This window comes from Anaerobiospirillum succiniciproducens DSM 6400 (genome assembly GCF_000482845.1).
In the GTDB taxonomy this organism is placed as follows: Bacteria; Pseudomonadota; Gammaproteobacteria; order Enterobacterales; family Succinivibrionaceae; genus Anaerobiospirillum; species Anaerobiospirillum succiniciproducens.
The window spans coordinates 20,211-32,199 of record NZ_AXWV01000014.1 but is presented as its reverse complement, the minus strand read 5'-3'; the positions used below and the strand labels follow the sequence as shown (position 1 = coordinate 32,199).

The 11,989-nt window shown below is 45.4% G+C and carries 9 protein-coding genes and 1 tRNA gene; 2 read left to right on the top strand and 8 right to left on the bottom strand.

The window, feature by feature from the left end; all coding sequences use genetic code 11:
• Window positions 1-9: 9 nt before the first annotated feature.
• The 3 genes from rpmI to thrS form a co-directional block, all read right to left on the bottom strand.
• Window positions 10-222: a 50S ribosomal protein L35 gene (gene rpmI, locus H524_RS0101555; RefSeq protein WP_027938964.1), complete on the bottom strand. Its 213-nt coding sequence runs from the start codon at window positions 220-222 to the stop codon at window positions 10-12.
• 121 nt (window positions 223-343) lie between these two features.
• Complete coding sequence (gene infC / locus H524_RS0101550) at window positions 344-886, bottom strand: translation initiation factor IF-3 (RefSeq protein WP_084281588.1); 543 nt, start codon at window positions 884-886, stop codon at window positions 344-346.
• A gap of 150 nt (window positions 887-1,036) precedes the next feature.
• Complete coding sequence (gene thrS, locus H524_RS0101545; protein ID WP_027938962.1) at window positions 1,037-2,986, bottom strand: threonine--tRNA ligase; 1,950 nt, start codon at window positions 2,984-2,986, stop codon at window positions 1,037-1,039.
• A 602-nt stretch (window positions 2,987-3,588) separates the two neighbouring features.
• On the opposite strand from thrS, the gene H524_RS0101540 reads away from it, so the two are divergent.
• Both H524_RS0101540 and H524_RS0101530 read left to right on the top strand, forming a co-directional pair.
• Window positions 3,589-3,666, top strand: a tRNA-Val gene (locus tag H524_RS0101540).
• A 794-nt stretch (window positions 3,667-4,460) separates the two neighbouring features.
• Complete coding sequence (locus H524_RS0101530) at window positions 4,461-5,090, top strand: DUF2076 domain-containing protein (protein WP_027938961.1); 630 nt, start codon at window positions 4,461-4,463, stop codon at window positions 5,088-5,090.
• A gap of 257 nt (window positions 5,091-5,347) precedes the next feature.
• On the opposite strand, the gene purF is transcribed toward H524_RS0101530, so the two are convergent.
• The 5 genes from purF to lolA all read right to left on the bottom strand — a co-directional run bounded on the left by purF (window position 5,348) and on the right by lolA (window position 11,921).
• On the bottom strand, window positions 5,348-6,865 hold the full coding sequence (gene purF, locus H524_RS0101525) for an amidophosphoribosyltransferase (protein WP_027938960.1): 1,518 nt from the start codon (window positions 6,863-6,865) through the stop codon (window positions 5,348-5,350).
• A gap of 1 nt (window position 6,866) precedes the next feature.
• Entirely contained in the window at window positions 6,867-7,388 is a 522-nt protein-coding gene (locus tag H524_RS13650; protein ID WP_044121229.1) for a CvpA family protein, read from the bottom strand.
• Window positions 7,388-8,689 carry a serine--tRNA ligase gene (gene serS, locus H524_RS0101515; RefSeq protein WP_027938959.1) on the bottom strand — a complete coding sequence of 434 codons (1,302 nt, stop codon included), beginning with the start codon at window positions 8,687-8,689 and terminating at the stop codon, window positions 7,388-7,390. The genes H524_RS13650 and serS overlap by 1 nt, the downstream gene beginning before the upstream one ends.
• 657 nt (window positions 8,690-9,346) lie before the next feature.
• Complete coding sequence (locus H524_RS13640; RefSeq protein WP_156907505.1) at window positions 9,347-10,771, bottom strand: replication-associated recombination protein A; 1,425 nt, start codon at window positions 10,769-10,771, stop codon at window positions 9,347-9,349.
• Window positions 10,772-11,237: 466 nt separating this feature from the next.
• Window positions 11,238-11,921 carry an outer membrane lipoprotein periplasmic chaperone LolA gene (lolA, locus tag H524_RS0101505; protein WP_027938958.1) on the bottom strand — a complete coding sequence of 228 codons (684 nt, stop codon included), beginning with the start codon at window positions 11,919-11,921 and terminating at the stop codon, window positions 11,238-11,240.
• Between the last annotated feature and the right edge of the window lie 68 nt (window positions 11,922-11,989).

Sequence of the window (11,989 nt, the reverse complement as noted above, 5' to 3'; positions counted from 1 at the left end):
CTCCAAAGATTAGGCGTAAGGTAACTGACGCATAATTGCGCGTACATTTGAATTATGAACGATGTTCATAGCACGTAATGAACGCTTACGCTTACGGCTCTTCTTGGTGAGGATGTGACGTAAGTTCTGGTGACGGCACTTGAAGTGACCGCTGCCGGTCTTCTTGAAGCGCTTTGCAACGCCACGGTCGGTCTTCATCTTGACCTTGACTTTTCCAGCCATTATTTATAACTCCGCATTGTTATGATGAAGATAGTAAGGAGCTCATGTCAGTAGCTGCCACTAAACTAGTCAGTGGCTGCTTTATGGAACTGAACGTGAGGCTTGTAGTCCCTTAAAATCCTTATTTCTTTTTAGGGGCTAAAACCATAGTTGCCTGACGACCCTCAACACGTGAGGCGCTTTCAACTGTAGCTAAACCCATTTGTTCGCATAGATCGTGCTCTACGCGCTTGAGGACTTCAATACCTAAGTGTTGGTGAGCCATTTCGCGTCCACGGAAGCGTAAGGTCACCTTAGCCTTGTTGCCCTCTTCTAAGAAGCGGACCAGGTTGCGTAGTTTAACCTGATAGTCGCCTTCATCGGTAGCAGGACGGAATTTGATTTCCTTAATCTGAACTACCTTTTGCTTCTTCTTTTTCTGATCCTTGCTCTTTTCGTAGAGGTACTTGCCATACTCAATCAAGCGACAAACTGGCGGATCAGCATTAGGACTGATTTCTACAAGATCCACATTAGCTTCACGAGCTAAACGTAGAGCTTCTACGGTAGGCATAACGCCAATTGCTTCGTTATCCTGACCAAGCAGACGCACTTCACGGCATCTGATATCACCATTTACCCGGTTCTTAGGCTGTGGCCTACCGGTCTTTCTTGCGCTATTTATAGCAGACTCCTACTATCCAAAAAGATCACTGATCAGGCTGCATACATGTGTTGAGCCTGACACATAACAAAAGAGCATAAAAGGATATTTACTTTCAGTGCTCTTTTGTTACATCAAAGCCATGTTTACGCGACTTGATGCAGCTATTTGCTACTTCTTTTCCTCAGGCTTTTCATCGGCCTTGGAAAAAAGTTTGCGCGACATGATATCAGATTTAATCATTGCGATCAAATCATCAATCGACATTGCACCTAAATCAACACCCTTTCTTGTACGAACAGCTACTTGACCGTTCTCTGCCTCTCTGTCACCACAGACAAGCATGTAAGGGGTATGCATTAAGGTATGCTCGCGAATCTTGAAGCCAACCTTGTCGTTACGTAAGTCTGAACGTACACGGATGCCAGCCTCATCAAGCTTGCGAGTAACTTCCTTAACGTACTCAACCTGATTAGAAGTGATGTTCATAACCACTGCCTGAACAGGAGAGAGCCATACAGGGAATGCACCAGCAAATTCTTCGGTAAGAATACCGATGAAGCGCTCTAAAGAACCTAACATTGCACGGTGAATCATAACAGGAACGTGATCCTTGTTATCCTCACCTACGTAGTGGGCATCTAAACGCTGTGGCAGCGAGAAGTCGAGCTGAATGGTACCGCACTGCCATGCACGACCTAAAGAGTCGTGTAAGGTGAACTCGATCTTAGGACCGTAGAAAGCACCTTCACCTGGCTGCAGTTCAAACTCAAGACCGTTTGCTACTAATGCATCAGCTAAGTCCTTTTCAGACTTATCCCAAATCTCATCAGAGCCAATACGCTTCTCAGGACGGGTAGAGAGCTTAACGTCAACCTTGTGGAAGCCGAAGTTATCATAAACTTCGTAAACGAACTTAATGCACTCAGTAACTTCCTGAAGAATTTGATCCTCAGTAATAAATACGTGAGCGTCATCCTGCTCGAAACCACGTACACGCAGAAGACCGTGCAGAGAGCCTGAAGGCTCATTACGGTGATCCTTACCAAACTCAGCCATACGAATTGGCAGATCACGATAAGAACGAGTACGGCTATTGAAAATCTGAATTGCGCCTGGGCAGTTCATTGGCTTAATAGCGTAGTCGCGGTTCTCAGAAGAGGTGGTGAACATGTTCTCCTGATACTTATCCCAGTGACCAGAACGCTCCCACAGTACACGATCCATAATCTGAGGAGTGTTAACCTCAATATAGCCGTACTTGTGGAGGAGAGTACGCATGTAGTTCTCAATCAGGCGGTAAATGGTCCAACCATCGTTGTGCCAGAATACTAAGCCTGGAGCTTCCTGTTGGAAGTGGAACAGATCAAGCTTCTTACCTAATACGCGGTGATCGCGCTTAGCTGCCTCTTCACGCTTCTTAATGTAATCAGCAAGTTCTTCCTTGCTAGCCCAAGCAGTACCGTAGATACGCTGGAGCATCTTGTTCTTAGAATCACCACGCCAGTAAGCACCTGCAAAGTGAGTGAGCTTAAAGTGCTGGCAGAAAGACATGTGTGGTACGTGAGGGCCACGGCACATGTCGGTGTATTCTTCGTGGTGATATAAAGCTGGGTGATCGCTCTTCTCGATGTTCTCTTCTAAGATGAGCTTCTTGTAAGGCTCGGAACGCTCATCAAAAACATCGTGGGCGCGTTGCCAATCAACTACTTCCTTGATGACCTTGTAGTCAGTCTTGGCAAGCTCGTGCATACGTGCATCTAAAGCTTCCATATCCTCAGTAGTTAACTTACGGTCGATATCTACGTCGTAGTAGAAGCCGTTATCAACTACAGGGCCGATAGCCATCTTGGTGTCAGGCCACAGCTGCTTGATGGCGTGACCTAATAAGTGAGCGCAAGAGTGACGAATGATCTCAAGACCATCCTTGTCCTTTGGAGTAACAATCTCTACTTTTGCATCTTCGGTTACTAAGTCGCAAGCGTCGTGTAAAACGCCATCGATACGACCAGCAACACAGCTACGAGCTAAACCTGGGCCGATGCTGGCAGCAATGTCAGCAATTGAGACTGCGCTATCAAACTCTTTGACTGCGCCATTTGGAAGAGTAATTTTTGGCATATTAAACAACCTGACGGTGCTAACGATGCACCTTACGGTCCTCAATAGAAAAACAAAAACATTAACGATCGAACGCAACCATGCGCAAACTAACTCGTTAGCGCCATCCCGTGCGAACCATCAGACTGTACAGTATACGCCTCAATTGACCTTTGCGCTTAACCAAAGTGGATTTTTTCCTGTTTTCCAATCAATAAGATCACCGTATTTCAAAAACCAATGCAAATACCCACCTCGCCCTACCTTGCTAAAGGACGACCTTAAGAGCTGACCATAAAATAAGCCACGCTAGAAAGCCATCAGATCGCACGTTTATACCCGCTCTACTGCATGGCAGTGCAGCCTTTAACAATGCTCTATTGAATAGCTTACTGCCTTTATCAATGCTCTAAAACCATCATAGATTGCCATCAATAAGGTAAGAACAATAGAGCGATTTATGCGCTTTAAACAGCAACGGCAAGCCAAAGTAAAGCAAATGAATAGCAATTGACAAACGTATCCTTAACATCCAATTGCAAAAAGTTTAAAAAAACTCTTGCACCTCACCATGCTCATCTATATAATGCACTCCTGTTGATTGAACTTAGGTTCTAAAACATGCGCCTTTAGCTCAGCTTGGTTAGAGCATCACCTTGACATGGTGGGGGTCGGTGGTTCGAGTCCACTAAGGCGCACCATCCACGCAGCCGGCTTCAGCCGGTTTTTTTGTGCCCAAAATTCCTCGATGCCGGCTTCAGCCGGTTTTTTTGTGTCCAAAATTCCCCGATGCGGGCCTGTGCCAGTTTTTTTTTTGTGCCCAAAATTCCCCGATGCGGGCCTGTGCTGTTTTTTTGTGTCCAAAAATCCTATCTTCATATTCCCTATCACCCTATTTCATATCCACTATTTCCTATCCTTAGCCTCTGTATGGCGTTGCATTACTTTTAGTTTGTGCATATTAATCGAGTCTTTTTGATCGTGTCAGCAAGTTTGAGCGCAAAATCTTGCATCATGGCTTGTGATTCTAGATACTCATCTATTAAGACAAGATGTGTGTGATGAAGCACAAGGCAGCCTTAGCATCCATGCTTACTAAGTTTATGCAGTTTTTGATCTGTTATTTTGGACTAACGATGCACCTAGACTTAGTGCAACTCTCTTTATAATGTTAAGGTTTTACTAATCTTATTAGCATCTAGCAAGTGCACATATATATGTGTGCTGTGCTTATGCAACACTACAGAATTACGGAGCTGAATTTAGACATAGTTCTAAGGCTCTAACTTATCTACTAGGATTGAGATGCTTAAGTTTTTCGCTTTTGTGTTTGTTGCTTTGATCATATTAGCCGTAGCTGCTACTACAGCAATGCTTTTCATGGCTTAGTTCAGGGCATACCGACACATAAAATTAGTCCTAATTCTTCACTAATTCACTTGTGATATGCTCACACCATCGTCTAGTTAGTCCAGATTACTTTTTAGGTTAACGAATGTTCAAGAAGACTCTTATTGCCTCTGCTGTAACTGCTGTTTTTGCCCTTACTTCACAAGGTGTACAGGCAAACCCAATTACCGACTTAGTTTCAGGCTTTGTTAAGGACGCAGCTACCGTTCAGTTCGACGCACGTCGCGGTGGTAGCCGTTCTTTTTCACGTTCAAGCGCTCCTAAGAGAAGTGTAAGCTCAACTCGTACTGCACAAAAGCGTCCAGTAGCTGACACCAAGGCCCCAGCTCAGAACAACGCAGCTACCGCACAGCGTCCAGGCCAGCAGAACACTCCTAATGCCCCACAGGCTGCCCCAACTGGCGGCATGGGTATGGGTGGTTCATTCATCTCCTCATTAGCTGGTGCAGGTGCTGGTGTTCTCCTCGCTAACATGCTCTTAAGCCCAACCGCTGCTGCCTCTCAGGGTACTGAGGTTGCTACCCCAGACATGTTATCTGATGCTCAGATCGACGAGTGCTTAGCTCAGATCAAGCTGGACATCGAAGATGCAAAGGCACGTTTAGCTGAGGCTGCTCCAGAGGATCAGAACGCTATCCGTGATGAGCTTAGCAAGATGAATGAGCTGCAGATCACCTTATTAAACGAGCAGATCAACCGTATCCAGAAGGGTTAATCTAAACCTATCTGCTGGGTAAATTTAAACCTATCGGTTAGGTTTATCTAAGCCCTATGCTCAGTGCTAATATTCATTAGCGCAAAAGGCCGCTTCCATATTGGTTGCGGCTTTTTTGTTGGCCTCATGAAATGAAGCTCAACACGTAAATTGGCTCTTGAAATGAGCCAAAGAAAAAAGGCCAACCTAGATTGCTCTGGGGTGGCCTTTTTTTTCTTTATGCATGATGAAAGTCATGCATAGCTCTTGTAAAAAGCTTAGATGTTGTAGATCTCAAGATCTTCAGAGGAGTCTTTCCAAGCCTTATCTGCCTTAGCGTCATCTGAACGCTGGCGATCAAGGTACTCAAAATACTCTTCATCAACACCAGGAGTAATGTACTCACCAGTGAATACAGACTCTTCAAATACAGTAAGTGCTGGATTCTCTTGACGTACTGCAGCCTCAAGATCCTTTAAGTCTTGGTAAATGAGGGCATCAGCATGAATCATCTGAGCGATTTCTTCATTGGTACGCTCATGAGCAATCAGCTCTTTCTTGGTAGGCATGTCGATGCCATAAACGTTGGCATAACGCACCTCTGGAGCAGCTGAAGCGAAGTAAACCTTCTCAGCACCTGCTTCCTTGGCCATATCAACGATCTGACCTGAGGTAGTACCGCGCACGATAGAGTCGTCAACAAGCAGTACACGCTTACCCTTAAACTCTGCTGGAATTGGGTTGAGCTTATTGCGTACTGACTTCTTACGCTGCTTCTGACCAGGCATAATGAAAGTACGGCCGATATAGCGGTTCTTCACAAAGCCCTGACGGTATGGCAGACCTAAGATACGAGCAATCTGCACAGCGATATCGCATGAAGTCTCTGGAATTGGGATAACAACGTCGATATCGAGGTGGCTAAACTCACGCTTGATCTTCTCAGCAAGGAAAGTACCCATGCTGACACGAGCTGCATATACTGAAACACCGTTCATAACTGAATCTGGACGTGCAAAGTATACGTACTCGAAAATACAAGGCTGCAGCTTAGCATTGTCTGCACACATGCTGCTGTGTAAGGTGCCATTCTCTTCGATTACAACAGCCTCACCTGGAGCAATGTCACGTACTAATTCAAAGCCACATACAGTAAGAGCGCAAGACTCAGATGCAACCATGTACTCAGTAAAGCCATCCTCGCCTTGGCGCTGACCTAAGACTAATGGACGAATACCAAATGGATCACGGAAAGCAACTACGCCTACACCGATGATTAAAGAAATCACAGCGTAACCACCTGAAATCTCCTTATCAACGCCACGAATAGCATTGAAGATGTCTTCAGGAGTTGGCAGTCTCTGGCAGTCGGTAATCTTCTGTAAGTGCCAAGCAAAGATGTTTAATAACATCTCGGAGTCAGAGGTAGTATTTACATGACGGAAGATGCCATTGCACTTTTCCTTTAACTCACGGCTGTTTGTTAAATTACCGTTGTGCGCTAAAGCGATACCGAATGGTGAGTTAACGTAGAAAGGCTGAGCTTCTGCAGCTGATGAACAGCCAGCAGTTGGATAACGAACGTGACCAATACCGGTGTTACCCTTGAGGCGTCTCATGTGCTTCTGCTCGAAGACATCACTAACTAAGCCATTAGCCTTACGCTGTCTAAAGTTACCCTCATCAAGAGTAATAATGCCAGCTGCATCCTGACCACGGTGCTGTAAAACGGTTAAGGCATCATAGATTGTCAGGTTAACTGGTGAGTTGGAGACAATGCCCACTACTCCGCACATATTAGGCTCCTAAATTGAAGTCGATGCCGTTAGAGGCAGTCGGTCCGTTAGCAAAGAACCAGTTAACGATTCTCTGCAGCTCAGGGATAAATAAAGAATCTCTGTAGAAAGGTGAATCAGCAACAAAACTTAAGATATGGAGTTTGAAGCCGATCTGCATCAGTGCCAATATTACGCAAACAACTAAAATGCCACGTAATATACCAAACACCATGCCTAAAAGACGATCGGTTCCAGATAGTCCGACCTTTTCAATGATCGAACGCAAAATGGCTCCGCACAGACCTACCACAATTAAGGTGGCGATAAACAGAACCACTGCGGCTACTGATTTTCTGACTACATCGTCGGCTGATATAAATTCAAGCTTAGGTGCCAGCGCCTCATAGAAGCGGCTGGACACGATAAAGGCACTCACCCAAGCAACTAGTGAAATTGCCTCTTTAACAAAGCCTCTTAATAATGAGAGGCCGCCTGAAATCAGTACAACACCGAGGATTAGCCAATCGGCTATTGTGAGCATTACTTAGAAATAACCTCGAGACCATTCAGGTATGGACGCAGAGCCTTAGGCACAGTGATAGAGCCATCAGCATTCTGATAGTTTTCCATAACTGCAACCAAAGTACGGCCAACAGCAAGACCAGAACCATTAAGAGTGTGTACAAGCTCAATCTTGCCATCCTTACGACGCAGACGGGCTTGCATACGGCGAGCTTGGAAGTCTGTGCAGTTAGAGCAAGAAGAAATCTCACGATATGTGTTCTGAGCTGGTAACCAAACCTCAAGATCGTGGGTCATAGCAGCAGAGAAGCCCATGTCACCAGTAGATAAGGTGATGACACGATATGGCAGCTCTAAAGCCTGCAGTACAGACTCAGCGTCGTTGGTCAGCTGCTCTAAGGCCTCATAAGAGTCCTCTGGGCGAACGATCTGAACCATCTCAACCTTGTCGAACTGGTGCATACGGATAAGACCACGAGTATCACGACCAGCTGAACCTGCCTCTGAACGGAAGCAAGGGGTGTGAGCGGTTACCTTAATTGGAAGCTCATCTTCTGGGATGATTTCGCCACGAACCATGTTGGTAAGTGGAACTTCAGCAGTTGGAATCAGAGCAAACTGACGATTTACATCATCGCCATCAGCATTGCCAGATAACTTGGTTAAGAATAAGTCCTCACCAAACTTTGGCATCTGGCCGGTGCCATATAAAGAGTCCATGTTCACTAAGTATGGAACATAAACCTCAGTGTAGCCTTGCTTGTTGCAGTGCAGATCAATCATCAGCTGCACTAAAGCACGGTGCAGGGCGCAGATTGGGCCCTTCATGAGAGCAAAACGAGCACCAGAAATCTTACGTGCGTTTTCAAAGTCGAGCTGGCCTAAGCCCTCACCTAAAGCAACGTGATCCTTGATTTCAAAATCAAAGGTACGTGGAGTGCCCCAACGACGAACTTCAACGTTGGCCTCCTCATCTGCACCAACAGGAACAGACTCGTGAGGGAGATTAGGAATAGTAAGAGCGATAGACTCGATCTCAGCTAAAACTGCATCCTGCTGCTTCTTGGTGGTATCAAGCTCATCACCAATAGCACTAACTTCAGCCTTGATAGCACTTACGTCCTTGCCCTCGCGGATTGCCTGACCGATGGACTTGGATAATGAGTTGCGCTTTGCCTGCAGATCTTGAGTACGAACCATCAGGTCTTTACGCTGCTCCTCAAGAGCACTTAACTTATCAACATCAAGGTTGAAATTACGAGTTGCCAGGATCTCTTTGGTCTTGGCTAAATCGTTGCGGATATATTTAGAATCAAGCATGACAAGCTCGCTGAATAAATTCAAAACTCTAGGTTGAGACAAGAAGCCATCTTAAGTGCTCCTGTGCAAAAACTCGCATTGCAACTAGCTACAAGCTAACTTGCATCCTTGACGAACTTTTGCACAGGCTCACTTTAGATGCCTAAAGAAGGTCTAACTTTACATAGAAAGTTAGGCAATAGACCCATACAAATTAAGCATGTATATGTGCATATACTGCTCAAATGTATAGCGATGATCATCCTGTCGTATAAAATCTTAGAATTTTATCACGAATTAGACTCTAAAGCCCGCCCGAGTTCCTATTCAACAAACTAAGGTGCAACAAAATTACTAGCTCATGCTTTTAACAATTGCTTGCCAAGCTACTCTACACGCCGTTTGACAGCTTGTACCCATCCCTCTATTAATTTTTGCCACCATAGTTTGTACCCCCCCCCCTTGGCATACAACTAAACTAAACAAAAGTTGTCGGAAATACAGAGCCAATTGAGCACAACCATTTTTAGCCTGTTTCGATTGGATAAGGCTAGTCTTGAGCATGGATACGATTTAACTAAGCAAGTCGTGGCCATGGATCCGATTTAACTAAACTAGTCGTGCCCATAGATACGAGTTAACTAAGTTAGTCGTGGCCATGGATACGAGTTAACTAAGTTAGTCGTGGCCAGGCTTGCGCTGGTCAGCACCAAAAAGGTCAGGGTAACGGCGCTTAAGCTCTGAGAGCATGTGTTTGGCATGTTCACGAGTAAAACGCTGTTCATTTGGAGCAGCTTCATCAAGCTTACGTAAGTAATCTAAACGCTGCAGTAAATACTGCTCGTAGCCGCGATTAGTTGGAGTGTAGTAAGTACGGCCATGTAACTCCTCAGGCATAAAACACTCTCCCGGAGCGTAGCCATTTGGATAGTCATGGGCATAACGATAGCCATCATGATAACCAAGCGATTCCATGAGCTTGGTTGGGGCATTACGAATGTAGAGCGGCACATCAAATGAAGGCAGAGTTGAAGCATCTGCACGCGCCGTATTAAAAGCGTTATACAGATGATTGCTCTTTGGAGCCATAGCCATATAGACCGCTGCCTCAGCAATCGCTCTTTCGCCTTCGGCCTCACCTACACGAGTAAAGATATCCCAGGCGTTAAGACCCACTTGCATAGCTTGAGGATCCGCAAGCCCAATATCTTCAGTAGCGATCGCAAGCAGCCGTCTTGCTACATACAGAGGATCACCGCCAGCCTCTAAGATACGTGAATACCAATACAAAGCAGCATCAGGGGCACTACCGCGTACTGACTTATGGAAAGCAGAGATGAGATCGTAGTAAGCATCACCGCCTTTATCGTAACTAATGAGGCGACGACCTGCGACTGCTCCTACCATGGCATAAGTAATGACATTACGCCCATCAGGTAATGGAGAGGCGTCATCAGCAAGCATCTCTAAGGTTGTTAGTAAGTTACGTCCATCGCCATCACATAGCTGAATGAGTGCATTACGCACGCGATCATCAAAAGTAAGGTTCTCTTTTTTAAGACCATGCTCTGAGCTTAATGCCAAATCAATAAGGTCTGAAAGCTCTTTTTCACTAAGCTTTTTGAGGACATACACGCGAGCACGTGACAAGAGCGCTGAGTTAACTTGGAATGATGGGTTTTCAGTAGTAGCGCCAATAAAGATGACAGTACCGTTCTCAATATGCGGCAAGAAAGCATCTTGCTGAGCTTTATTAAAACGATGCACCTCATCGACAAAGAGCATGGTACGTATACCACGGCGGCGGCGATCTTTAGCTCGTTCTACAGCCTCGCGTATATCCTTGATACCTGCAGCTACAGCTGAGATTTCTTCTAGTACGGCATGAGAGCTATTAGCGATGATATGAGCCAAGGTAGTTTTACCTACACCTGGTGGTCCCCAAAAGATCATGGAGTAGCACTGTCCACGCTCAAGAGCGCGACGCAGTGGCTTACCAGGACCAATTAAATGACTTTGGCCAATGTACTCATCTAAATTACGTGGTCTTAAACGCGCTGCTAGTGGGGCAAAAGGATCATAGGCTGCATCTTTATCCACCATTGCACTAGTAGCAACAGCACCTGCGCTATCTTTTTCAGACGCTATTTCGCTCATACCAGCGCCACTGCCATTAGTCACAGTAAACTCAGGCATAGAGACTTTAGCACTACTAGTTGATGAGCCTTTAAATGCAGAGCTATTGCTATCTGACTCTCTGAGGTCATCATCTAGAGCACCAAGAAAAGAGTCCTTGAGAGAATCCATTGCGAAACCTATTCATCCTAAAAAAATGACCACTGCCCATGGCTTTGACCATGGGACTCATGCCTATTAAGGATAGGCTAATCTAGCAGCACTGCCACATCACTTACTCAAGTGCTGCAGCTTAGCTCTTGAGCGTTGAAGCTTAGAGTATTTGCAGCGCCCGCGCATCAGCAATTGCAGCACACCGGATACACAATTGCAGCGCCCGCGCATCAGCAAGATGACAATTGATGAGTATCACTTGCTTTAGTTGCCCGGGGTCTTAACGCTGATCGTCTACCTCAACGTCTTTTGGCAGCTTGAAATCAAACTTCTCATCAGCAGCATTTGCTGACTGCTTGGTGAAAAGATAGAAGTTAGTGTTGCCATCATCCATGCGTAAGGTTAAAGACTCAAGCAATTGTACTGAGCCTTTGCTTTTGGCCTCTGTAACAAAAGAGATGGTCAGACTTTGAATGTCACTACCTGAAACAGGAGTTAAGGTAAAACGATTGCCATCGCGGGTGACATTGTAATCGTTCCAAACACTCTCATCGTTGCCAGAAAGTAACATCATTGGATTGGAGCTAATGGCAGTTGTAGAGAAGATAGATACCTGATTTACGACCTCATCGTAAAAGTAGATATCCTTATCCTTAGTGTAGAGTACGGTGACATCAGGTGAGTCGGTGTACATGATGAAGCTATGTGGGCGTTTTAAGTACAGCTCACCACTACCATCAGCAATTAAACCACCATTACCATCGCTAAGCTCTTGTCGAAACTTGGCTGAAAATGCACTTAACTTTGAGAGCATATCTTTAAGCTCTTGCTTAGCTTGCTCAGCATTTACTGTGGCAGCTGCATTGGCAGCATATGCGTTTTGAATGGTTACAGGAGCTGCAAGACAAACTGCAGCACCAACAACAGCGGCTAAAGCCATAGTACGAATCGATGTCATAATCATAATTAGCGCACGTCCTAGCATTGATATGACAGACAGCGCCTACCTCATTTAGTTCGCTTAAGAAAAAT